Source organism: Thermomonas sp. (assembly GCF_046293095.1).
In the GTDB taxonomy this organism is placed as follows: Bacteria; Pseudomonadota; Gammaproteobacteria; order Xanthomonadales; family Xanthomonadaceae; genus Thermomonas.
Genome location: NZ_JBKBPN010000003.1, coordinates 463,966 through 487,749, shown reverse-complemented (window position 1 = coordinate 487,749; position 23,784 = coordinate 463,966). Strand labels below are relative to the sequence as shown.

At 71.4% G+C, this 23,784-nt stretch carries 17 protein-coding genes; 7 read left to right on the top strand and 10 right to left on the bottom strand.

All coding sequences use genetic code 11. The features are described from left to right. Positions 1–26: 26 nt before the first annotated feature. Complete coding sequence (locus ACK4SG_RS08420; protein WP_409601274.1) at positions 27–1,892, bottom strand: putative bifunctional diguanylate cyclase/phosphodiesterase; 1,866 nt, start codon at positions 1,890–1,892, stop codon at positions 27–29. A 138-nt stretch (positions 1,893–2,030) separates the two neighbouring features. Here ACK4SG_RS08420 and ACK4SG_RS08415 point away from each other — a divergent pair, with 138 nt between their 5' ends. From ACK4SG_RS08415 to ACK4SG_RS08400, 4 genes are all read left to right on the top strand, one after another. Then, on the top strand, positions 2,031–2,801 hold the full coding sequence (locus ACK4SG_RS08415) for an N-acetylmuramoyl-L-alanine amidase (RefSeq protein ID WP_409601273.1): 771 nt from the start codon (positions 2,031–2,033) through the stop codon (positions 2,799–2,801). A 35-nt stretch (positions 2,802–2,836) separates the two neighbouring features. Further along, positions 2,837–3,910 carry a two-component system sensor histidine kinase NtrB gene (locus ACK4SG_RS08410; protein ID WP_409601272.1) on the top strand — a complete coding sequence of 358 codons (1,074 nt, stop codon included), beginning with the start codon at positions 2,837–2,839 and terminating at the stop codon, positions 3,908–3,910. After that, entirely contained in the window at positions 3,903–5,318 is a 1,416-nt protein-coding gene (ntrC, locus tag ACK4SG_RS08405; RefSeq protein WP_409601271.1) for a nitrogen regulation protein NR(I), read from the top strand. The genes ACK4SG_RS08410 and ntrC overlap by 8 nt, the downstream gene beginning before the upstream one ends. 87 nt (positions 5,319–5,405) lie before the next feature. Beyond that, the gene (locus ACK4SG_RS08400) at positions 5,406–5,993 is read left to right on the top strand and encodes a superoxide dismutase family protein (RefSeq protein ID WP_409601359.1); all 588 of its coding nucleotides are present in this window, start codon (positions 5,406–5,408) and stop codon (positions 5,991–5,993) included. Between the two features lie 39 nt (positions 5,994–6,032). Here ACK4SG_RS08400 and ACK4SG_RS08395 read toward each other — a convergent pair whose 3' ends face one another. Further along, positions 6,033–6,905: a hypothetical protein gene (locus tag ACK4SG_RS08395; protein ID WP_409601270.1), complete on the bottom strand. Its 873-nt coding sequence runs from the start codon at positions 6,903–6,905 to the stop codon at positions 6,033–6,035. 82 nt (positions 6,906–6,987) lie between these two features. On the opposite strand from ACK4SG_RS08395, the gene ACK4SG_RS08390 reads away from it, so the two are divergent. Continuing rightward, a complete protein-coding gene (locus tag ACK4SG_RS08390; RefSeq protein ID WP_409601269.1) occupies positions 6,988–8,265 on the top strand; it encodes an acetyl-CoA C-acetyltransferase in 1,278 nt (425 codons plus the stop codon). A gap of 9 nt (positions 8,266–8,274) precedes the next feature. On the opposite strand, the gene ACK4SG_RS08385 is transcribed toward ACK4SG_RS08390, so the two are convergent. Both ACK4SG_RS08385 and ACK4SG_RS08380 read right to left on the bottom strand, forming a co-directional pair. Further along, positions 8,275–9,918 carry an NAD(P)/FAD-dependent oxidoreductase gene (locus ACK4SG_RS08385; RefSeq protein ID WP_409601268.1) on the bottom strand — a complete coding sequence of 548 codons (1,644 nt, stop codon included), beginning with the start codon at positions 9,916–9,918 and terminating at the stop codon, positions 8,275–8,277. Between the two features lie 17 nt (positions 9,919–9,935). Continuing rightward, entirely contained in the window at positions 9,936–12,293 is a 2,358-nt protein-coding gene (locus tag ACK4SG_RS08380) for a prolyl oligopeptidase family serine peptidase (protein ID WP_409601267.1), read from the bottom strand. 147 nt (positions 12,294–12,440) lie between these two features. Here ACK4SG_RS08380 and ACK4SG_RS08375 point away from each other — a divergent pair, with 147 nt between their 5' ends. Together ACK4SG_RS08375 and ACK4SG_RS08370 are read left to right on the top strand one after the other, a co-directional pair. Further along, positions 12,441–12,710 carry a YcgL domain-containing protein gene (locus ACK4SG_RS08375; protein WP_409601266.1) on the top strand — a complete coding sequence of 90 codons (270 nt, stop codon included), beginning with the start codon at positions 12,441–12,443 and terminating at the stop codon, positions 12,708–12,710. Continuing rightward, positions 12,703–16,026: an ankyrin repeat domain-containing protein gene (locus tag ACK4SG_RS08370; RefSeq protein WP_409601265.1), complete on the top strand. Its 3,324-nt coding sequence runs from the start codon at positions 12,703–12,705 to the stop codon at positions 16,024–16,026. The genes ACK4SG_RS08375 and ACK4SG_RS08370 overlap by 8 nt, the downstream gene beginning before the upstream one ends. Before the next feature lie 9 nt (positions 16,027–16,035). Here ACK4SG_RS08370 and ACK4SG_RS08365 read toward each other — a convergent pair whose 3' ends face one another. From ACK4SG_RS08365 to dprA, 6 genes are all read right to left on the bottom strand, one after another. After that, positions 16,036–17,832: a monovalent cation:proton antiporter-2 (CPA2) family protein gene (locus ACK4SG_RS08365; RefSeq protein ID WP_409601264.1), complete on the bottom strand. Its 1,797-nt coding sequence runs from the start codon at positions 17,830–17,832 to the stop codon at positions 16,036–16,038. Between the two features lie 106 nt (positions 17,833–17,938). Then, positions 17,939–18,565, bottom strand: a complete 627-nt coding sequence (locus ACK4SG_RS08360; RefSeq protein ID WP_409601263.1) for a DUF4124 domain-containing protein — start codon at positions 18,563–18,565, stop codon at positions 17,939–17,941. A 19-nt stretch (positions 18,566–18,584) separates the two neighbouring features. Continuing rightward, positions 18,585–19,268: a DUF4124 domain-containing protein gene (locus ACK4SG_RS08355; protein WP_409601262.1), complete on the bottom strand. Its 684-nt coding sequence runs from the start codon at positions 19,266–19,268 to the stop codon at positions 18,585–18,587. 89 nt (positions 19,269–19,357) lie between these two features. Continuing rightward, complete coding sequence (locus ACK4SG_RS08350; RefSeq protein ID WP_409601261.1) at positions 19,358–21,925, bottom strand: DNA topoisomerase I; 2,568 nt, start codon at positions 21,923–21,925, stop codon at positions 19,358–19,360. A gap of 164 nt (positions 21,926–22,089) precedes the next feature. Then, the gene (locus ACK4SG_RS08345) at positions 22,090–22,581 is read right to left on the bottom strand and encodes a DUF494 family protein (protein WP_409601260.1); all 492 of its coding nucleotides are present in this window, start codon (positions 22,579–22,581) and stop codon (positions 22,090–22,092) included. Positions 22,582–22,637: 56 nt separating this feature from the next. Further along, entirely contained in the window at positions 22,638–23,768 is a 1,131-nt protein-coding gene (gene dprA / locus ACK4SG_RS08340) for a DNA-processing protein DprA (RefSeq protein WP_409601259.1), read from the bottom strand. Positions 23,769–23,784: the final 16 nt, after the last annotated feature.

Here is a 23,784-nt window from a genome sequence, read left to right as displayed (position 1 = left end):
AGCCGGCCCGTCGTGGCCAGGCTCGGTTACCCTGCCGGCGCGGCTTCCGGCCCGGACCTGGCGCTGCGCACGAACGCCATGAACGCAGGGTTCGGCAGCGCAGGGGACCAGTGGAAGCCTTGCGCGGATTCGCAGCCGAACGCATGCAGGCGTTCGAGCGTCTCGGGATCCTCCACGCCCTCGGCCACGGTCTGCAGGTCCAGGCAGTGCGCCATCTCGATGATGGCCCGCACCAGCCCCTCATCGTGGGGGTTGGCGCATATGCGGCGTACAAACGACTGGTCGATCTTCAGCCGGTGCACCGCGAAGCGCTGCAGGTGGCCGAGATTGGAATAGCCGGTGCCGAAATCGTCGATGGCGATCTGCACGCCCTGCGCCCGGAGCCGCTGCAGGACATCGCCGATATTGCGGGCGTCCGCGACCAGCAGGGACTCCGTCAACTCCAGTTCCAGCGCCTGGGCCGGCAGTCCGCTGCTGGCCAGCGCGCGGGTCACATCGCGCTCGATGTCGTTGCGCCGGAACTGCAGCGGCGAGACGTTCACCGCTACCTGCAACTCGCCAAGGCCGGCGGCGCGCCAGGCCTGTGCATCAAGGCAGGCCCGGCGCAGCACCCAGGCGCCCATCTCGTTGATCAGACCGCTGCGCTCGGCTACCGGGATGAACTTGCCCGGTGGGATATAGCCCAGCTCCGGATGCCGCCAGCGCAACAGCGCTTCCGCCCCCACGATGGCGCCGCTGCGGAGGTCGAACTGCGGCTGGTAGTGCAGCTCGAAAGCGTCGTTGGCCAGGGCCGTGCGCAGGCCGGCGGCGATATGCAGGTGCTCGGTGACGCTTTCGTTCATGCTGGGATCGAAGAAGCAGAACGTGTTGCGGCCGGCATCCTTGGCCTGGTACATGGCCAGGTCGGCGTTTTTCAGCAGCACCTCCGGCGCCTCGCCATCGCGCGGCGACACGGCGATGCCCAGCGAAGCGGTCACCAGCACGTCAACGCCGTTCAGCGCGAAGGGCTGCCCCAGCAGATGGGTGACCTTGGCCACCACCGCGACGATCGCGTCCTCGTCCTGCAACTCGCCCAGCAGGATCAGGAACTCGTCGCCGGATACCCGTGCCACCGTGTCCGATTCGCGCACGCAGGCGCGCAGCTTGGCGGCGACCTGGCACAGCAGGTCGTCGCCCGCCGCATGTCCCAGTGAATCGTTGATGGTCTTGAAGTTGTCCAGATCGAGGAACATCACGGCAACCATGCCGCCGTTACGACGTGCATGCTGCAGCAGGAACGCCAGCCGCTCCCCGGCCAGCGTGCGGTTGGGCAGGCCGGTCAGGCTGTCACGCTGGGCCAGCACCTCGATGCGTGCATGCGACGCCAGCAATGCGCGCTTCTCGGACTCCAGCTGGCGCATCGCCTGCCCCAGGTCATTGACCAGCAGCCAGGCAAGCAGGCCCGTGACGCCAATGATCATGCTGAGCACGAACGGACGCTTCCAGTCCATCGGCAGCTTGGGCATGCTGTGCAGCAGATCGCCCTGATGCAGGAAGAACAACGCTACCACCACGACGATCATGCAGCCGAGCAGGGCCATGAAGGTCCTGCGCAAACCGAACAGGCCGGCGAACAGCAACAGACCCGGAAACGCGACCAGCGCCTCGTCATACAGGCCCTGGCCGACGGCCGTCAGCGCGCACAGGCCCAGCAGCAGGGCCACGATGGTCAGCACCAACGCCTGCGTCAGGCGGCCACGTGCGTTCCAGCGCAGGGCCAGCGCCAGTGCTCCGGTCATGACCAGCTCGAACCCGGCGCTCAGGTAGCCCTGCGTGGAGAGATTCATCACCACCAGCACGGCAAAAGCCAGCGCCAATACCCAGAGCACCTGATGCAGGCGACGGCGCTGCAACGCCCGGAACAGGGCGGAGTGCGCTGGATCTTCGGATGGGCTTGCTTCCCGCAACATGAGCCTCGGATCGCTTTCGCCGTTGGCGATGGGCGCAGGCTAGCAGCCCCGTCGCAGCTGCGCATCGGCTAGGATCGGAAAATGCATCGCGCGCCGTCCATCCGCTGGCTGTCGCTTGCCTGCCTGCTGCTGGCGGCGTGTGCACACGCCCCACGCATGCCTCGCAACCCGCTGGCCGAATGGGTGCCCTCGCCCAACCACGATGCCCGGCGCGCAGTGGTCATCGTGCTGCATGCCACCGAGCAGTCGTCGGCGCAGGAAAGCCTGCGCACCCTGCGCACCGCCAACCGCGGCGGGCCGGTCAGCGCGCACTATCTGATCGGCGATGACGGCCGCCTCTACCAGCTGGTGGCCGACGGCGCACGCGCCTGGCACGCGGGTGGCGGCCGCTGGGGCACCCTTACCGACCTCAACAGCACCTCCATCGGCATCGAGATCGACAACGCGGTGGGCGAGCCTTACACCGACGCGCAGATCGCCACGCTGCTGCGGCTGCTGGACGACCTCACCGCCCGGCTGGCGATCCCGAAGAGCCAGGTGATCGGCCACGCCGACCTGGCGCCCACCCGCAAGCGCGACCCCGGCGCGCTGTTTCCTTGGGCACGCCTGGCCGAGGCCGGCTACGGGTTGTGGCCGCGCGGGCCGCTGCTGGACCCGCCCGCCGGATTCGACCCGTGGCTGGCGATGGCCGCCGTGGGCTACCCGCTGGACGACCGTGCCGCCGCGGTGCGCGCGTTCCACCGCCACTACCGCGGGCGCGACGACGGCGAGGACCCGCAGGCTGCGTTCGATGCCGAAGACCTGCGGATCCTGTACGCGCTGGTCCAGCAGCGGCTTGCCGCCGGCCACTGAAGCGGCTGCCGCCCATTTGCACTAGATTAGTGCAAATGGACATCCCCTCCCTCGACCACGCCACGCTCGATGCGCTGGCCACGCCGCTGCTGCGGCTGGACGCGGCGGGCGCGGTCGCCTTCGCCAACACGGCGATGGCGCGCTGGCTCGGAGTCGGCAAGCGCCGCCTGCTCGGCCTGCAGGCCGCCGCGCTGGAGCGCGACGATGGCCAATTGGCGGCGCGACTGGCGCGCCCGCTGGAGGCGCCGGTGCGCCTGCGGCGGGTGGGGCTAGCGGTGCCCGGCACCGATGCCCTGCGGTTTGCCGACCTCTGGCTGGGCCCGGCCGAGGGCGGGGCATGGCTGGAAGCCCATCCGGTGGACGAATTTCCGGGCACCGATCCCGCGCTGTTGCTGCCCTCGGCCCTGGCAGCGTCGCTGAAGGGCCTGGCGCACGAGCTGCGCAACCCGCTGCTGGGCATCAAGGGGGCCGCCCAGCTGCTGGCGCGGCGCGTCGATGGCGACGGCCGCGAACTGACCGGCATCATCGAGAGCGAAGTGGGCCGGCTCTCGGCGCTGGTGGACCAGCTGCTGACGCCGGCGCCCCCGCGCCCTTTCGCCGCAGTCAACATCCACGCCGTGCTGGAACGGGTGTTGCGGCTGGCCGAGAGCGATGCCGGCTGGGCGGTGCAGCTGCAGCGCGACTACGACCCCTCGCTGCCGGAATTCCTTGCCGACGGCGACCGCCTGAGCCAAGCCGCATGGAATCTGGTGCGCAATGCCATCGAGGCCGGCGCCGGCACGGTGACCCTGCGTACCCGCGCCGAACACGGAGCCCGCATTGGCGAGGCGCCACCGGGGCTGGCGCTGCGGCTGGACGTGGTGGATGACGGCCGCGGCGTGCCGCCGGAGCTGGCTGAACACCTGCTGCTGCCCCTGGTCAGCGGCCGTGCCGATGGCACCGGGCTGGGGTTGGCGCTGGCCCAGCAGGTCGCGCGCGAACACCGCGGCGCGCTGACCTGGCGCTCGCGCCCGGGCCATACCGTGTTCACGCTGCTGCTGCCGCTGGCGATGCCAGAACCCGATGCCCCGGCTGATCCGAGCGCCGCACCGGAGCCAAGCGATGACTGACGCCCCTCACGTCTGGGTCGTCGATGACGACCGCTCGGTGCGCTTCGTGCTGGCCGCCGCGCTGGGCGAAGCCGGTTATCGCGTCACCGCTTTCGCCGATGCCGCGGAGGTGCTGGCCGCGCTGGCGGACGGGCGTCTGCCGGACCTGCTGCTGACCGACGTGCGCATGCCCGGCGACAGCGGGCTGGTGCTGCTGGACAGACTGAAGGCCGCGCATCCGCAGCTGCCGGTGATCGTGATGTCCGCGCATACCGACGTGGCCAGCACGGCCGGGGCGTTTCGCGGCGGCGCACAGGAATTCCTGTCCAAGCCGTTCGACATGGACGATGCGGTGGCGCTGATCGAGCGCGCGCTGCCGGTCGGTAGGGTCCGGACGCCGCAGCCCGCCGCGCCGCCCGCGCCGGCGGAGGGCGAACCGGCGCTGGTCGGCCAGGCTCCGGCGATGCGCGAGTTGTTCCGCGCCATCGGCCGGCTGGCGCAGGTGCCGCTGTCGGTGCTCATCACCGGCGAAACCGGCACCGGCAAGGAGCTGGTGGCGCGCGCGCTGCACCGCGAGTCGCCCCGTGCGGCGCGCCCGTTCGTGGCGCTGAATACCGCCGCGATCCCCGCCGAACTGCTCGAGAGCGAGCTGTTCGGGCACGAGGCCGGTGCGTTCACCGGTGCAAACAGGCGCCAGCTTGGCCGTTTCGAACAGGCCAACGGCGGCACCCTGTTCCTCGACGAGATCGGTGACATGCCCGCGGCCTTGCAAACCCGCCTGCTGCGCGTGCTGGCCGAGGGCGAATTCTTCCGCGTCGGCGGGCGCGAACTGATCCGCGTGGACGTGCGCGTGATCGCCGCCACCCACCAGCCGCTGGAAGCGCTGGTGGCGCAGGGCCGCTTCCGCGCCGACCTGCTGCACCGGCTGGACGTGGTGCGCCTGCGCCTGCCGCCGCTGCGCGAGCGCCGCGAGGACATCCCGCAGCTGGCGTCGCGCTTCCTCGCCCACGCCGCGCGCACCCTGCAGCTGCCGGCCAGGAATCTGTCCGCGCCCGCGCTGGAGCGCCTGCGCGCGCACGCCTGGCCGGGCAACGTGCGCGAGCTGGAAAACGTGTGCTGGCGGCTTGCCGCGCTGGCCCCGGGCGACACCATCGGGCCTGCGGATCTGGCGCTGGCACTGCCTGGGGCTGCCGCCGTCCCGGCGCAATCCGACGCCGACTGGGCGCAGGCGCTGGATGCCTGGGCGCGGGCGGAGCTGGCACGAGGCACGCCCGGCCTGCACGCCGTTGCCCGTGAGCGCCTCGACCGCACGCTGCTTGACGCCGCGCTGGCCCTGCACGGCGGCCACCGCGGCGACGCCGCCGAGGCGCTGGGCCTGAGCCGCAACACGGTAACCCGCAAGCTGGGGTCGTCGCGCAAGCGCCGTTGAGGCGCGGTCTTCATCTCCGCTGAAGCCCACCCGCGGCAGAGTGATGCCCCCGTGATGGTCCCCATCCGCGACCAGGAGACGTCCTCGATGCACCCCGTCCTTGCCGCCTTCGGTTCCACCCTCCTCATCGCCGGATTGGCCGGTTGCGTCAGCGCCCCGCGCGGTGCGGATGCCCCGCCGGCGTCCGCCCCTGGCGCGCGTTCCGGCTACACCAGCACCGCCCGCGAAGCCGTGGCCAACCTGGCCTCGGCCTCGGGCAGTCTGGTCAGCGGTCGCCTGGTGCTGGTCCCGATGGGCAACGGCGTCCACCTCAGCGGCGAGGTGGGTGGCCTGCAGCCGGGCAGCAGCCACGGCTTCCACATCCATGAAAAAGGCGACTGCAGCGCGGTCGATGCCAGCAGCGCGGGCGGCCACTTCAACCCGGGCGCGCAGCCACACGGCCGCGCCGGCCACGGCGCCCACCATGCCGGCGATGCCGACAACCTGGTGGCCGATGCCAGCGGCGTGGCGCGGGTGGATACCCACATCGACGGGGTCACCCTCGGCGGCGGCGCCAACGACATCGCCGGCCGCGCGATCGTCGTCCACGCCGCCGCGGACGACTACAGCAGCCAGCCGGCCGGCAACGCCGGCGCGCGGGTGGCCTGCGGGGTGATCCGCGTCTCCGTGAACTGAAACAGACCTGCGTGCCGGGCTACCTGCCCGGTATCGGCATCAACCCAGGCAGTCGCGCTGGCCGTCGCTGCAATGCACGAACTGCACCGGCACGCCGTGCACCTCGAACACCGCGGCGTATTGCCGCTGGCGTGCCAGAAAGCGGGTGAAGGCGCGTTCCAGGCGGTCGCCGTCCGGCTCGTCCGGGGCGTTGCGCTGGCGCCATGCCGGCGGGTCCAGCAGGGCGATGCGCACCTCGCCATCGCCGTAGCGGGCCAGCGGTTCCGGCGGGGCGTCCAGCACGCACACATCGTCCGGCGTCAGCAGCGCGGCCTCCAGCAGCGACCACAGGCCGTGCAGGCCGACGTTCTGGTATTGCATCGCCATCATCGCCAGCAGGTCATGCAGGCTGAGGTAGCGGACATGCTCCACCTGGGCCTCCAGACCGTCCTGCAGCGCCAGCGCTGCGTCGGCGCTGGCCATGCCGGTGTCGAGCAGCATCGACTCCAGCCGTTCCCCGGCGGCAGCCAGGCCCGGGCCGCGCAGGACGAACGGCAGGATGCGCAGGCCACCACCGGCCAGCCCGGCATCGGCCTGCAACGGCTGCGGCACGCCGCCCTGGGCGTCGGCGCCAAAGCCGATCACGCGGGCGCCCTGTGCCTGGCCGGGCGCACGCTGCAGCAATTCCAGCACGCGGCGGTGCAGGGGCCAGCCGGGTCGCAGCGCTTCCGCCGGGTCGAAATGGGCGGCCATCAGGGCCAGATCGCAGTCCACCACATCCGGCACCAGCCGGGCCAGATCGCGGCCCAGCAGCGTGGCCATATCGCCTGCCTCTTTTGCCGGAAGCGCCGCGCGTCCGGGCTGCGCGCCGTCACGCAGCTCAATGGCGATGACGCCTCGGAACGCAGGGGAATCAGGGTCATTGGTGGCCATGTGGAGTCCCGACTCGGACGGGCGACGTTACACTCGGAATCTCATTATGCCCGCGTCGCGGGCCCGACCCCGAGGTGAGCCCATGCAACACGGTCGTCCCGTCGCCATCCTGGGTGGCGTCCGCATCCCCTTCTGCCGACAGAACACGGCCTACGCCGATGTCGGCAACCTGGGGATGTCGGTACGCACGCTGGGCGCGCTGGTCGAGAAATTCGGCCTGCACGGGCAGCAGCTGGGCGAAGTGGCGATGGGCGCGGTGATCAAGCACTCGTCCGACTGGAACCTCGGCCGCGAGGCTGCGCTGTCCTCCGGCCTGTCGCCGCTGACCCCGGGCATCACCCTGCAGCGCGCCTGCGGCACCTCGCTGGATGCCATCGTCCATATCGCCGGCAAAATTGCCACCGGGCAGATCGAGGCTGGCATCGGCGGTGGTTCCGACACCACCTCGGACGTGCCGATCGTGTACGGCAAGGCGCTGCGTCAGCGCCTGCTGAAGGCCGCGGCGGCCAGGACCTTCAAGGACAAGCTGGCGGCGTTCAAGGGCTTCCGCCTTTCCGAGCTGAAGCCGGACTTCCCGGGCGTGGCCGAACCGCGCACCGGCAGGTCGATGGGCCAGCACTGCGAGGACATGGCGAAGGAATGGGGTATCCCGCGCGAGGCGCAGGACGCGCTGGCCGCCGCCTCCCACCACAAGCTGGCCGCGGCCTACGCGCGCGGCTTCTTCGACGATCTGGTGGTGGGCTTCCGCGGCGTGGCGCGCGACAACATCCTGCGCCCCGACACCAGCGTGGAAAAACTCGCGACGCTGAAGCCGGCGTTCGACAAAACCTCCGGCAAGGGCACTCTGACCGCGGGCAACTCCACCCCGCTTACCGACGGCGCTGCGGCCTGCCTACTGGCCACCGACGAGTGGGCCGCGCAGCACGGCCACGAGGTGCTGTGCCACCTGCGCGACGCACAGGTGGCCGCGGTGGACTTCGTCCATGGCGAAGGCCTGCTGATGGCGCCGACCGTGGCGGTGGCGGAAATGCTGAAGCGCAACAACCTTTCGCTGCAGGATTTCGATTTCTACGAGATCCACGAAGCCTTCGCCGCACAGGTGCTGTGCACGCTGCGCGCGTGGGAAAGCGCGGAGTACTGCAAGCTCCGGCTCGGCCTGGACGCACCGCTGGGCGCCATCGATCCGGCCAAGATCAACCCGAACGGCTCGTCGCTGGCCACCGGCCACCCGTTCGCCGCCACCGGCGCGCGCATCGTCGCCACTGCCGCCAAGGAACTGAAGCAGCGCGGCCACGGCCGCTGCCTGGTCAGCATCTGCACCGCCGGCGGCATGGGCGTGGTGGCGATCCTGGAGCGCTGAGGCGCCGCCTCAGGCTGCGGCCAGCAGGCTGCGCGCCACCGCTTCGGCGGTGCGGATGCCGTCCACGCCGGCCGACAGGATGCCGCCGGCGTAGCCCGCGCCTTCGCCGGCCGGAAACAACCCGCGCGTATTGAGGCTGTGGCCATCTTCGCCTCGGGTGATCCGCAGCGGCGAGGACGTGCGGGTTTCCACGCCGGTCAGTACGGCGTCGTCCATCGCGAAGCCGCGGATCTGGCGGTCGAACGCCGGCAGCGCCTCGCGGATCGCATCGATCGCATAGCGCGGCAGCGCCTCGTCCAGCGAGCCCGGGGTGACGCCCGGCGTGTACGAAGGCAGTACCGTGCCGAGGGCCGTGGACGGGCGGTTGCGCAGGAAGTCGCCCACCCGCTGCGCCGGCGCCAGGTAGTCGCCGCCACCCAGCACGAACGCCTGCGATTCCCAGTGGCGCTGCAGCGCGATGCCGGCCAGCGGGCCTTCGCCGTAGGGCGCGTAGTCCTCGGGCGAAATGCCCACCACGATGCCCGCGTTGGCGTTGCGCTCGTTGCGCGAGTACTGGCTCATGCCGTTGGTGACCACGCGGCCGGGCTCGCTGGTGGCGGCCACCACGGTGCCGCCGGGGCACATGCAGAAGCTGTACACCGAACGGCCGTTGCTGGCGTGGTGGACCAGCTTGTAGTCGGCCGCACCCAGCAGCGGATGGCCGGCCTGCGGGCCGAACCGCGCGCGGTCGATCACCGCCTGCGGGTGCTCGATGCGGAAGCCCACCGAGAACGGCTTGGCTTCCAGGTGCACGCCGCGGGCGTGCAGCATGGCGAAGGTGTCGCGCGCGCTGTGGCCCAGGGCCAGCACCACGTGGTCGGCGCGCAGCTCTTCGCCGCTGGCCAGCACCACGCCGCGCACGTGGTGGGTGCCGGCGGCATCGGTCTCGATCAGCAGGTCATCGACGCGTTGGCCGAAGCGGATCTCGCCGCCCAGCGCCTGGATGGTGGCGCGCATCTTCTCCACCATCGACACCAGCCGGAACGTGCCGATGTGCGGCTTGCTGACGTACAGGATTTCCTCCGGCGCGCCGGCCGCCACGAACTCGGTGAGCACCTTGCGGCCATAGTGCTGCCTGTCGCTGATCTGGCTGTACAGCTTGCCGTCCGAGAACGTGCCCGCGCCGCCCTCGCCGAACTGCACGTTGGACTCGGGGTCCAGCACCTTGCGGCGCCACAGGCCGAAGGTGTCCACGGTGCGCTCGCGCACCGCCTTGCCGCGCTCGAGGATGATCGGGCGGAACCCCATCTGCGCCAGCACCAGCCCGGCGAACAACCCGCACGGCCCCATCCCGATCACCAGCGGGCGCAGCGGCAGCCGCGCCGGCGCCCGGGCGACGAACTTGTAGGTGGTGTCGGGCGTGGGCAGCACCTTGCTGCCTGCCGCGCCCGGCTTGCCCTGCAGGCGCGCCAGCAGCTCCGCTTCGCGCGGGGTGTCCACGTCCAGCGAATAGATGAGCTCAATGGCGCCGCGCCGGCGCGCGTCGTAGCTGCGCTTGGCGACGGTATAGCCGGCCAACTCGTGCGGGGCGATGCCCAGCCGCGCCACGATGGCCGCGGCCAGCGCGGCGTCATCGTGGTCCAGCGGCAGCTTGAGGTCGGTGATGCGCAGCATGGGGAAACGATCCGGAATTACTTCAGCGTGCGCTCGAACAGCGCGTGGATGCGGCGGTATTCGTCGTACCAGCTGTCGGGATGGGTGAAGCCATGGCGCTCCAGCGGATACGGCGCCAGCTCCCACTTGTCCTTGCGCAGCTCGATGAGCTTCTGGGTCATCATCACCGAGTCCCTGAAGAACACGTTGTCGTCGATCATGCCGTGGGCGATCAGCAGGTGGTCGCGCAGGCCATCGGCGAATTCGATCGGGCTGGAGCGCTTGTAGGCGTCGGGATCGAGCTCGGGCGTGTTGAGGATGTTGCTGGTGTATTCGTGGTTGTACTGCGACCAGTCGGCCACCGGGCGCAGCGCGGCGCCCGCCTTGAACACGCCCGGCGCCTTGAACAGCGCCACGTAGGTCATGAAGCCGCCGTAGCTGCCGCCGTAGATGCCGACGCGGTCGCGGTCGCCCTGCTTGTTGGCGACCACCCAGTCCAGGCCGTCCAGGTAATCCTCCAGCTCGGGCTTGCCCATCCAGCGGTAGATCGCCGTGCGCCAATCGCGGCCGTAGCCCTCGCTGGCGCGGTAGTCCAGGTCGAGGACGATGTAGCCCTCGTCCACCAGCAGGTTGTGGAACAGTTGCTCGCGGAAGTACTCCGGCCAGCGCAGTTCGGCGTTCTGCAGGTAGCCGGCGCCGTGCACGAACATCACCACCGGATATTTCTTCCCCGGCTCCATGTTCGCCGGGCCGTAGAACTTGCCCCAGATGCTGCCGGCGCCGTGTTTGCTGGGCACCTGCACGCTTTGCGGCACGATCCAGGGGCGCGCCTTGAAGTCCGCGCTGCGGGTGTCGGTGAGGCGCCGCGCCGTGCCGCCGCCGGCCTCCACCACCGACAACTGCGGCGGCAGGTAGGCGGCGGAGTGCCGCACCAGCAGCTTCGAGCCGTCCGGCGACGGGGCGAAGTTCTCCACGCCGTCCAGCGCGGTCACTTCGCGCACCTCGCCGCCGCGCGCAGGCACCGTGCAGACCTCGTAATCCACCGGTGCCGCGCGGTTGCACAGGAACCAGAACGTCGCGCCGTCGTTCGAGGCGACGACCTGCGAGGTTTCCCAGTTGCCGCTGGTCAGCTGCCGGCGGCGGGCACCGTCCAGCACGTACAGGTGCGAGTAGCCGCTCTCCTCGGACAGGTACCAGAGCGTGCCGTCCGGCAGCCAGCCGAATTCGTTGAAGCTCCAGTTGATCCAGGCGTCATCGTGCAGGCGGTGGCGTGGCTGCAGCACCGCGCGGGCCGGGTCGACGGTGGCGATCCAGCGGTCCTTGTTGTCGATGGCGCGCACCATCACCGCCGCGGCCTTGCCGTCGGCGCGCCAGCGCAGCGTGGGCGCGTCGCCGTTGTCGCCGCTGGTGGCGACCTGCACCGCGCGGTTGCCCTGCAGCGGCGCCTTGCCGGCGGCCTTGCGCAGTGCCGCCAGCGGATCCACGTTGATGCCCGGCAGCGGGTCGAACGCCAGTTCGCTGAGCTTGCCGGTGGCAACCTCGGCCAGCCAGAGCTTCTGCGGCAGCGGATCGTTGCGGCCGACGCGGGTGCGTGCGTCCTCGAACTCCTCGTAACCCGATTCGGTGACGTACTTCGGCATCTTGCCGACCTGGCCGGCGTCCGCACCCTTCTCGCTGGTGGCGACCAGCAGCCAGCGACCGTCGGGCGACAGGGACGAGTCGACGATGTCCACGCCCTTGCCGAGGTAGATCGGTGCCGGCGCACGGGTGGGGTCCGCCTTGCGCCAGGCATCGCCCTGCGCGCGCGCGGCGTCGCGCAGGGCGCGGTCATTGCGCAGGGTGTCGATCAGCCGCAGCTGGCGGTCGCGCAGGTCGTCGGCCGCGGGCGGCTTGCCGGGCGCGTCGGCCGCCAGCAGCGTGGCGGCCTGGGCGATGGCACGCCCGTCCCAGCGCCACCAGCGGTCGCCGGTGCGCCAGACCAGCGCGCCGTCGCTGCCCCATTGCAGGCGCGTGGCGGCGTCGCTGCCGCGGGTAAGCTGGGCCAGCGCGCCGCTGCGCACATCGCGCACGAACACGTCGCCATTGCGCACGAAGGCACTGCGTTCTCCGCGGCCGTCGAGCAGGGCGCCGTCCGCATCCAGGCCGGCGCGCGCGGCATCGTCCACCTTCGCCGGCGCGGCGCCGTCCAGCCCCACCTGCCAGGTGTCGCGCACCGTCGCGCCCGGTCGCTTCAGGGTGTACAGCGCGGCCTTGCCGTCCCAGCGCCACCACGCCTGCTCCACCGGCGGACCGATCCAGTCGGGATCGGCCATCGCCTCAGCCAGGGTGACCCGCGGCGCGGCGTGCGCGGCGGACAGGGTGCAGAGCAGGGCGAAGGCGAGCGGGGCGAAGCGCATGGAGACGATCCGAGGCGAAACGAAGCGCGCAGGGTAACAGCCGGCCCGGCACCTGCCTGTGCCGGATGTCCCGCCGCCGGTTCCGCCGCCGCGCGCTTTCCCGCACAATCCGTGACTGTTTCCGCAAGTCGATTCCCCCGGATCGCGATGCTGGCCTACGTCTACAAAAGCCTGAAGAAGGCGGACACCTACCTCTACCTCGCCACCCGCGACGATTTCGGCTGTCTGCCGGAACCGCTGCGCACGCAGCTGGGCGGCCTGCAGTTCGTGCTGGAAGTGGCGCTGACGCCGGAACGCAAGCTGGCGCAGGAGAATCCCGAGGTGGTGCGCCACAACCTGGCAGCCCGCGGTTTCCACTTGCAGTTCCCGCCCACCGTGGCCGACCCGATGACCGAAGACTGGGGCACCGATGCCTGATCGCATGCCCGCGGCCGGCGCCGCGTTGCTGGCCTGTGCGCTGCTGCTGGCGGGGGTGGCGGTGGTCGAAGGTGGCGTGATCGCCGCCGGCGCGGCGTGGCTGGCGCAGGTCCCGGCCGCGCTCGGCATCGCGCTGCTGCACGGTGGCCGTCGGCCGCGGGTGCTGCTGGCGGATGCAGGCAGGCTGGCGCTGGCCTGGGGAGGCGGTTTCCTGCTGGCCGGCGCGCTGCTGGCCTGGCCGCTGTTGCGGCTGCTGGAAGCGCCGTCGCTGGGCACCACCCTGGCCCTGGCCGCCCTGGCCGGCGCCCTGCTGGTCGCCCTGTGGTGGCGCTGGCCCGACTGGCACACGCTGGAACGCACGGGTGGCAGCGCGCAGGCGCGCTTTGCCGCGCGCCAGGCCCAAAACCCCGCCGCCTGGCGCGGCCTGCTGCTGGCGGCGCTGCCGGTCTTCCTGCTGCTGGCGGGTGGCCTGCTGCTGGCGTGGCCGGGCCTGCTGGTTGGCGCCGCGCGCCTCGCGGCCGGGCTGGGCTACGCCGTGCTGCTGCCGTTGGCGCACCTGGCCCTGCAGGCTGCCGCCCCGCGCGCCGCGCTGCACGGCCTGCCGATCGTGGAAATGCCGGCACCGGACGATGCCGACGACCTGCCGCTGCCGTTGGCCGCGCCCGCGGGCGTCGCGGCGCCGGACGTCGAGCGCGACGCGATCGACGTGCCGGCCCTCACCCGGCAGCTCTACGCCGCGGCCCGCAATGGCCGGGTGGAACGCGCCCTGGCGCTGCTGTCCGCCGGCGCCGATCCGCATGCGCCGCCTGACGCGGACAGTCGTGATCGCCGCAGCCTGCCGGTGCTGGCCGCCGTGCTGCCGGACCTGCGCCTGCTGCGGGCGCTGATCGAGCGCGGCGTGGACCTCAACGCGCTGCAGGACGGGATGACGCCGTTGCTGGCGGCCACCCGCGACAGTTGGCACGGCCGGCCCGAGGCGGTCATGACGCTGCTGGCCAACGGCGCCGATCCGCGCATCGCCGATGCCGACGGCAACACGCCGCTGCACCACGCCGCACGCAGCTCCGATCCCGGCGTGGCCGCGCTGCTGCGCGATGCCGGTGCGGCCATCGACGCCCTCAACCACGCCGGCCTGTCGCCGCTGGGCAGCGCCTGCGCCTGCGGCAACTGGCGCTTGGCCCGCTTCCTGTTGGAACGCGGTGCGCGGCCGGAGCCCGCCGGCGGGCAACCGGCCCTGCTGGCCGCGGCTGGCGGCGATGAAGACGATCCCGCCGGCGTGCAGTTGTTGCTGCGGCACAAGGCAAAGGCCAATGCCCGCGACGCCCGCGGCCGCAGCGCGCTGCACGAAGCGGCTGCCGTCGGTCACGCCGCGATCGCGCAGGCGCTGCTGGAAGCCGGTGCGGATATCGAAGCGCGCGACAGCGACGGACGCACGCCGTTGCTGGAGGCCGCCCGCACCGCGGCGGCGAGCGCCCTGGACGTGCTGCTGGCAGCGGGTGCCGATGTCCGTGCCACCGACGCGAACGGTGCCAATGCCCTGCATCTGGCCTGCGCGGCGGAGACGCCCTCTCTGGCGCTGGTGCGACAGCTGCTGGCACTCGACGTTGACCCGCTGGCACCGGATACGCAGGGTCGAAGCGCGTTGGCCATCGCCGAAGCAGCCGGCCGCTGGTCGCTGGTCGCGCTGCTCGATCCCGCCCGGTCCTCTGCCGACCTGCCCGCTGACGGCGAGATACTGCCGGAACGCCCGCCGCCGCTGCTGCTGCGCGAGGCGCTGCTGGAGCGCGCCGAACCTGCCCGCCTGCGTGTCCTGGCCGGCCGCCTGGCGCGCGCCGAGCTGGACGCGCTGCTGGTGGATCCAGAGATCGCCGCGGCACCGTCACGGGTGGCCTGGCTGCTGCGCCATGGCGCCGACCCCGACTATCGCCAGCCCGGCACGCCCACGCCCGTGATGGCGGCTCTGGACCAGGGTGCGGCCGGTATCGCCACTGCACGCCTGTTGTTCGCGCACGGCGGCACGCCGGCCGGCGCCGGCGGGCTGGCCCGCTATCTGGCGGCCTGCGCCTCCGATCCCGCCACGGCCACCTCGGGCGAGGCCTTCGCACTGGAGCTGCTGGCCCGTGGCGCCGATCCCTTCGCGGCCTCGCCAGCCGGCGACCCGCCGCTGCTGCTGGCCGTGCGGCTGGGGTGGAACCAGTTGGTGCGCCAACTGCTGGCGCACGGCGTGGATCCGGATGGCAGCGATGCGCGTGGCACCAGCGCATTGCATGCGGCCGTCACACGGGGGCAGACCGACGCGCTGACCGCCCTGCTGGCTGCGGGCGCCGCCCCGGACCGCCGCGCCGCCGACGGCCAGACGCCGCTTGGCATCGCCCTGGCCAGCGGCCGACGCGATCTGGCCGACTGGCTGGACTGGCGCGGCTGGCCGCTGCCCGGACGCCCGCTGCGCGCCACCGACCTGCCGGCCGCGGCGATGACCGGCGACCAGGACGCGGTGCGTCGTCTGCTGGACCTCGGCTTTCCCGTGGATACGGTGGACAGCCAGGGCTGCAGCGCCCTACTGCGCGCCGCCGGTGGCGGCCACCTGGCGCTGGTGGATCAGCTGCTGGCCCGTGGTGCGGATCCCGGCCTGACCGCCAATACCGGTGCCACGCCGCTGTCGGCGGCCGTGAGCATGCGCCACCGGGAGGTCGTGGATCGCCTGCTGCAGGCCGGTTGCAGCCTCGAGCAGCGCCTGCCCGGCGACGTCACCGTGCTGATGCTGGCGGCCGCGCTGGGCCTGCCTGATCTGGTGGCCTGCCTGCTGCGCGCCGGCGCCGACCTGCGCGCAGTGGATGCCCAGGGCCTGACGCCGCTGCACTGCGCCGCGCTGTACGGCTTCACCGCGCGCGACCGCGCCCGCCTGCTGGCGCTGCTGGACGGCCTACTGCTGGCCGGTGCAGACCCGCACCAGCCGGCGAAGAGTGGCGCCACTCCGCTGCTGCTGCTGCTGGGTGCCCGCGCCGAGCCGGGCACGCCAAGCAGCGAGGACGTGCTGCTGGCCGCGCTGGAACGGTTGCTGGACGAAGACGTGCGTCTGGATGCGCGCGATGCGCGCGGCTTCGGGCCGCTGCACCTGGCGGCCCTGCACGGCCTGCGTCGCATCGTGCAAGCCCTGCTGCACGCCGGTGCCGACCCGGCCCAGGCGGATGCGGGCGGACGCACCCCGCGCGACATCGCGCTGACGCGCGGCTACGTGGACATCGCCGCCGATCTGGTGCCACCTACTGCGCCGCCGCCCGGCGGCGTGTCGATGGCGCGCTTTCTGCGCGACTAATCCGCGCACTCATTCCGCGGCGGGCCGCGCCGCCGCGGCTTCGCTGGCATCGGCCTCGAACAGCCCATCCAGCTCGCGCCGCGCATCGCGGGTGGCCTGCAGCAGCGCGTCCTCGTCGTCCTGCAGCAGCCGCTGTTGTTCCAGCAGGCTCTCGTCCCATTCGCGGAAGCGGCGCGCGCGGTCCTCGGCCTGCGCGCGCTCCATGCCCAGCGCCACCAGCACCTCGCGGCCGATCTCCAGGCTGCTGCAGAAGGTCTCGCGCAGGGCCTCGGCGCCGAGGTCCACCAATTGCCAGGCATGGCGACGGTCCCGCGCTCGCGCGAAGACGCGCGCCTGCGGGTAATGCTTGCGGACCAGCCGCACCATCCGCAGGCTGGCTTCGACGCCGTTGATGGCGACCACGAACACCTTGATCCGCGCGGCCCCCGCCGAGCGCAGCAGGGCCAGCCGGGTGGGATCGCCGTAGTAGATCTGGTCGGTGCCGATCTGCCGGGACAGGTTGACCTGCTCGATGTCGGGATCGATGGCGATGAAGGGGACGCCCTGCGCACGCAGCAGGCGGGCGACGATCTGGCCGAAGCGGCCGAAGCCGGCCACCAGCACTTGTGGATGGCGGTCCTCCGGAATGGTGTCGAACTCCCTGGGAACGTCGGACGGCTTGTCCGGCAGGAGTTTCGACGCCAGCATCAGCAGCAGCGGCGTCAGCGCCATCGACAGGCCGACGATCGCCGTCAGGCGGTCCCCGGTCGCCCCGTCCAACAGCTTGGCCCGCGCCGCCTCGCCGAACACCACGAACGCAAACTCGCCGCCCAGCGCCAGCACACCGGCCAGCAGCCAGGCACCGCGCGCATCCAGCCGCCCGGGGCGCAGCCCCAGGGCGAACAGCAGGGCGCCTTTCACCGCCAGCAGCACCGCGACGCCGCCGGCGATCAGCAGCGGCTCGGCGGTGATGCGCTGCACGTCGATGCCCATGCCCACGGCCATGAAGAACAGGCCCAGCAGCAGCCCTTCGAACGGCTTGATCTGCGCCTCCATTTCGTGGCGGTACTCGGACTCGGCCAGCAGCACGCCGGCGAGGAACGCGCCGAGACCGGCGCTGAGCCCCGCCAGTTGCATCAGCCAGGCGCTGCCCAGCACCACCAGCAGTGCTGCGCCGGTAAACACCTCCGGCAGGTCGGTACGGGCAATGGCGCGGAACAGGTGACGCAACAGGTAGCGGCCGCCGACCACCAGCGCGGCGATCAGCAGCACGGCACGCAGGACCTCGCTGCCTTCCAGGCCCGCGGTCTTGGCCTTGCCCAGCAACGGAATCGCCGCCAGCAGCGGGATGGCCGCCAGGTCCTGGAACAGCAGGATCGCGAACGCCAGCCGCCCGTGTTCGGTCGCCAGCTCCTTGCGCTCGGCCAGCAGCTGCAGGCCCACCGCAGTGGACGACAGCGCCAGCCCCAGCCCGACCACCAGCGCCGCCTTCCAGCCCAAACCGCCGAGCAGCGACAGCCCGCCCAGCGCCGCGCCGCACACCAGCACCTGCAGCCCGCCGACCAGGAAGATCGGCTTACGCATCACCTTCAGGCGCGGCAGCGACAGCTCCAGGCCGATCACGAACAGCAGCATCACCACGCCGATCTCGCTGGCCGCCAGCACCCTCTCGGGATCGCGCACCAGCGCCAGCCCGTGCGGCCCCAGCAGCACGCCGGTCGCCAGGTACGCAAGGACCGCGCCCAGCCCGAAGCGCTTGAACAGCGGCACCGCCAGCACCGCTGCCAGCAGGAAGACCAACGCAAGTTCCAGGCCGCCGCTATCCATGCCGTTCCTTTCCGCCCATCAATCCCGCCATCCTAGTCGGTCACCCCGTCGCGCAGGGACGCGCCGTGCCATCGCGCAGCGCGGCTCCCGTCATCCGGCGCGGTGCTCAGGGCGTCGCCGGCACGCTGGTCGCGCAGCGGCTGGCCTTGACCCTGGCATCCACCGCGTCGTAATCGGCCTGGCGTGCGCGGCGGTTGTCGTCGTTGGCATAGCGCAGCTTGAAGTCGGCCTCGTCCAGGCGGCGATACCACGCCGCGCACAGCTGTGCGTCCGGTACCGCTTCGCAGCGGTCCTGCTTCAGCTCGCAGGCCTGGCCCATCCCCAGCCCGGAGGTGCCGTCGATGCCAACCACCTGCAGCGGCGCGCAGCGCGGCGCGGGCGTGGCGGTCTCGCCGAAATAGGTGTCGCCCTGCCAGGTGGTGCACTGGTAGAGCGGCGGCGGCGCGGGCAAGCCGGCGGCCTCGGGTGCGGGCGCACGCTGCATCGCCGGGCCGCTGACCAGCACGAACTCGCCGTACTGCGGCGGGGGCGGCGGCGTATCGGCGTCGGCCTTGGGCTTGCGCGCCGGCACCGGCACCGTGCTGACCGCGCCGATGCGGCGGATTTCCTGCTTCATCCCGGCAGCGCAGGGCGTCCCGTTCTGCACCGTGACGTTGCCCTTGGCGTCGGTGCAGCGGTAGAAAACGGTTTCCTGCGCACGGGCCGGCCACGGCAGGCACAGGAGCAGCAGCACCAATACAGGCAAGCGCATCTCAGCGCCCCCCGCAGTCGTTGTCCAGGCGTGCGTTGAGCGCGCGCTCCTCCGTGCGCAGGGCGTCGCGCTCTTTTTCCTGCGCGTTGAAGAAGCGGGTGCGCAGCGCGCTGCGACGATCGCGCAGGCGCGCGCAGGCCTCGCGCGGCGGCAGCATGGTGCAATCGTCGCGGATCCATGTGCCGCCACCGGTGGCCACCGGCCAGTTCACATCGCGATGCGGCGGATGCATCCGCCGGTCGGGATGGCCGATGTTGTCGCCAACCACCGAATGCGGCCGCACCGCCGGATAGCCCAGCGTCCACAGCGGCACCCAGCGCGGATTGCCGCGGCCGTCGTCGCTGGTGTAGCGCGCGCCGTCGGGCGTCACGCACTCGTACAGCGGACGCGGCGGCGCCAGATAGACCACGTCGCGGGCCGGAGGGACGGCCCTGGCTGCCGCGGGCGGGACGGGCAAGGGCGGCGCCGGTCGCGCCGGTGCGTCCATGGGCCGCTGCATCTGCCGTGCCTGCTGGGCCTGCCCAGCCGCACAAGGCGCATCCTGCAGGCTGACCTTGCTGGTCGCGCTGGTGCAGCGGTACACGGTGACCGTGGCCGCCGGTTGGGCCGGCAGCGGCTGCACCTGTGCCGCGGCGACGGCGAGCAGTGGCAACAGGCTGGCGATGAGGGCGGCAGCGGTGTGCATGCCGCCATCTTGGCGCGCCGACGGGCGTGACGGAACCCCGCAACGCTGCCGGCTTCAGCGCAGCGTCACTCCGGCGGTCAGAACGGCGGTTAGAACGGCGCGTCCTCGCGGGCCGGTTTCTTCACCACGCGCTTCTTGCCCGGCTCCACCTTGGCCGCGGTCAGCAGCGGCTTGGCGGGCTCGAGGTCGGCCGACAGCGGACGCGCCGCCTTCTTCGCGGGCGCTTTCTTGGCGACGGCTTTCTTTGCCGCAGGCTTCCTGGCCGCGGTTTTCTTCACGGCGGTCTTGGTGGCCGGCTCCCCGGCCGGGGTCTTCTTCGCGGCGGCCTTCTTCACCACCGCCTTCTTCGCACCAAACCCCTTGCGCGCGGGCTTGCCGGTCTCGGCCAGCAGCTGCAGCGCCTCATCCAGCGTCAGCGAGGCGGGCTCGCGGTCCTTCGGAATCTTGCCGTTGAGCTTGCCGTCGCTGATGTAGGGCCCGAAGCGGCCGTTCAGCACCTGCACCTCGTGGCCCGGCCATTCCTTGATCACGCGGTTGCGCGCAATCTCTTCCTTTTCCTCGATCAGGAAGATCGCCCGCGCCAGGTCGATGGCATAGGGGTCGTCCTCTTTCTTCAGCGAAGCGTAGGTGGCGCCGCGCTTGGCGAACGGGCCAAAGCGGCCGATGCCCACGCTGACCTCCTCGCCGTTTGCATCCACGCCCAGCCGGCGCGGCATCTCGAACAGCTTCAGCGCCTCCTCCAGGCTGATGCTGTAGATGCTCTGCCCGGGCTTGAGCGAGGCGAAGCGCGGCTTCTCCTCGTCCTCGACGGTGCCGATCTGCACCAGCGGGCCGAACTTGCCGATGCGCGCGCTGACCGGGCGGCCGCTGGCCGGATCGGTGCCAAGCACGCGCACGCTGCCGGCGTCGGCTTTGTCCAGGGTGGCCTTCTTGTCGTCCACCAGCGCCTTGAACGGGGTCCAGAACTTCCGCATCAGCGGGATCCAGTCCTCTTCGCCGCGGCTCACCGCGTCCAGCTCGTCCTCGAGATTGGCGGTGAAGTCGTAGTCGACGTATTTGCCGAAGTGGCTGGACAGGAACTTGCTGACCGCACGGCCGACGTCGGTCGGTTTGAAGGCGCGGCCCTCCAGCACGGCGTACTGCTTGCCCAGCAGGGTCTGGATGATGGCGGCGTAGGTGGAGGGCCGGCCGATGCCGTATTCCTCCAGCGCCTTCACCAGCGCGGCTTCGGTGAAGCGCGGCGGCGGCTGGGTGAAGTGCTGGTCGGCGTGGATGCGGTCCAGCGGCACGTTCTCACCGGGCTTCATCAGCGGCAGCTTGCGGCCTTCGTCCTCGTCCTCCTTGGCCTTGCTGTCCTTGCCTTCCTCGTACACGGCAAGGAAGCCGGGCACGACCACGCTGGTGCCGCTGGCGCGGAAGGCATGCTGGCTGCCGGCGGCCAGTTCCACCGTCACCGTGTTCAGCGTGGCCGGGATCATCTGGCAGGCCACCGCACGCTTCCAGATCAGCTCGTAGAGCTTGCGCTCGTCGTCGGTCAGGAAGCGCGCCACCTGCGCCGGCGTGCGCAGCGCTGAGGTGGGCCGCACGGCTTCGTGGGCTTCCTGCGCGTTCTTCGATTTGGTCTGGTAGACGTTCGGCTGGTCGGGTAGGGCGTCGGTGCCGAAGTCGCGGGCGATCACGTCGCGGATCTCGGCCAACGCGTCCTGCGACAGGTTCACCGAGTCGGTACGCATGTAGCTGATCAGACCCACCGTGCCCTCGTCGCCGATCGCCACGCCTTCGTACAGTTTCTGCGCCACCTGCATGGTCTTGCGGGTGGTGAAGCCCAGCTTGCGCGCGGCTTCCTGCTGCAGGGTGGAGGTGGTGAACGGCGGCGCCGGGCGGCGCTTGCGCTCCTTGCTGACCACGTCGGTGACATGCAGCTTGCCGCCCGCAGCCTGCTGGATGCGCAGGCGGGCGGCCTCGGCGGTGGCCCCGTCGGTGATGGTGAACTGTTCGAATTTCTGTCCGTCCAGCTTCACCAGCTTGGCGGTGAACGGCTGCGCCGGGTGCGCGCATTCGGCCTCGACGGTCCAGTACTCACGGGCGATAAACGCCTCGATCTCCTCCTCGCGCTCCACGATCATGCGCAGCGCGGGCGACTGCACGCGGCCGGCGGACAGGCCTGCCTTGATCTTGCGCCACAACACCGGCGACAGGTTGAAGCCCACCAGGTAGTCCAGCGCGCGGCGCGCCTGCTGGGCATCGACCAGTTCGCTGGCGATGGCGCGCGGCTGCTGCATGGCTTCCTTGATCGCCCGCGGGGTGATCTCGGTGAACACCACGCGCTGCAGCGATTTGTCCTTGAGCAGCCCGCGCTCCTTCAGGATTTCCGCGATGTGCCAGCTGATCGCCTCGCCCTCGCGGTCCGGGTCGGTGGCCAGGTAGAGGTGGTCGGCGGCCTTGGCGGCGCGGGCGATCGCATCGACGTGTTTTTCGTTCTTTTCGATCGTCTCGTAGCGCATGGCGAAGCCGTTGTCCGGATCCACCGCGCCCTCTTTGGGCACCAGGTCGCGGACATGGCCATAGCTGGCCAGGACGGTGAAGTCCTTGCCGAGGTATTTGTTGATCGTCTTGGCCTTGGCGGGCGATTCGACGATGAGCAGGTTCTTGGCCATGGCGGCGGGTTCCGGTGGGGCGGTCGAGGGCGGCCGGCGGCCGCCGCAGAAACCGACGCCCGGAGCAAATGCCCCGGGCGCCTTTTTATAGTGGAATCACGGACGGGGCGGCGCTGTCAAGCGCGACCTGCGAAACGGCGGCGCGGCCACGCACAGGGCGCCGCTCAGTGCAGGGGCTCCGGCTCGTCCAGATACATCTGGGTTTCCATCCAGGCGTAGGCCGCCTCCGACCCGGGCTGGTTGAACAGCACCAGCAGCACCACCCATTTCAGGTCATCCAGGTCAATCGTGTCCTGGTCCAGCGCCATCGCGCGATCCAGAACCAGCTCGCGCTGGCAGGCATCCAGCACGCCGTGCTGCTCGAGGGACAGCAGGAACCCGCGGGCCTCCACGTCCAGCTTGTCCAGCTCCGGCCCAAGCAGGATCCGCACGGGGCCATGCGGCCTGGCCTGTCCCGGCGCCGGCTGCTGCTGCGCCAGGGCGTCCAGCCACTCGACGGCGTTCTGGATTTCCGCAGGGGAGAAGCCTGCGGCCGCCAGTTCGCCCATCAGCGCGCCGTCCCGCGAATGGAGCGTCACGTCGGACGGGGTCAGGTCGTCCTGCGCGAAATAGTGTTCGAAGAGGTACAGCAGGACGTCCAGGATGCTCTCTTTCATGTCCTTCCGATCCTCGGCCCGGGTGCCGTCGGCACCGTGGAAGCAATACGCCAGCGTCAGACTCCGACCCGGCTGTAGCGGCCATGTTCCGCCGCGACCCGTCCTTCCAGCTCCAGCGCCAGCAGGATGGACGACACCGTGGCCGCCGTCAATCCGGTGCGGGCCAGCAAGTCATCCATACCGGTAGGGTCATGGCCCAACGCCTGCCACAACCGGTAGGTGTCGGGATCGTCCGGTTGCGGCACGGCCTGCGGCGGCGCCCCTGCCGGGATGCTGTGTTCCAGCGCGCCGCGCAGCGCACGCGCCAAGTCGCTCACCAGCGGGGCCAGCGCATCCAGTACTTCGGCGGGCGTTTCCACCAGCTGTGCCCCGTCGCGGATCAGCCGGTGGCAGCCGCGTGCCATCGGGTTGTGGATCGAGCCGGGCAGCGCGAATACCTCGCGTCCAGCATCCCCGGCCTGGCGGGCGGTGATCAGCGCCCCGGAGCGGGTGGCAGCCTCCACCACCAGCACGCCCAGACTCAGCCCCACCAGGATCCGGTTGCGGCTGGGGAAATGAGTCCGCAGCGGCGCCGTGCCGGGCGGGTGCTCGCTGACCACGGCCCCGGCAGCGGCGATCCGCGCCATCAGGGGCCGATGCGACGCCGGGTAGGCCACGTCCGGCCCGGTGCCGAGCACCGCCACGGTCATGCCGCTGGCGTCCAGGGCGGCCTGGTGGGCGGCGGCATCGATGCCGGCGGCCATGCCGCTGGTCACGCACAGCCCGGCACGCGCCAGCGCGGAGGCGAACGTGGCGGCATTGGCCCGACCACCGGCGGTGGCCGCGCGGCTGCCCACCACCGCCACTGCCGGGCGCCACAGCAGGGCGGGATCGCCGGCCACGAACAGCACCGCCGGCGGTGAGGCGATGCGGCGGAGCAGGGGCGGATACGCTTCGTCCCGCCAGCCAAGCAGATGGTGCCGGCTGTCCTCCAGCCAGTGCAGGCTGCGGGCCAAGGCCGCGTCATCCGGTGCCCGGACGGCCAAGCAGGCGGCCCGGTCAAGGCCATGGCTGGCCCAGTCGCGCGGCCCGGCGGCGAGTGCGCTTGCGGCATCCCCATGGGTATCCAGCAGCCGCCGCAGGATGGAAGCGGGCACGCCGCCCAGCAGAAGCCGCAGCAGGGGTTCGTGGTCGGAGGCGCGGGGCATGGCGGCAGCATCGCCC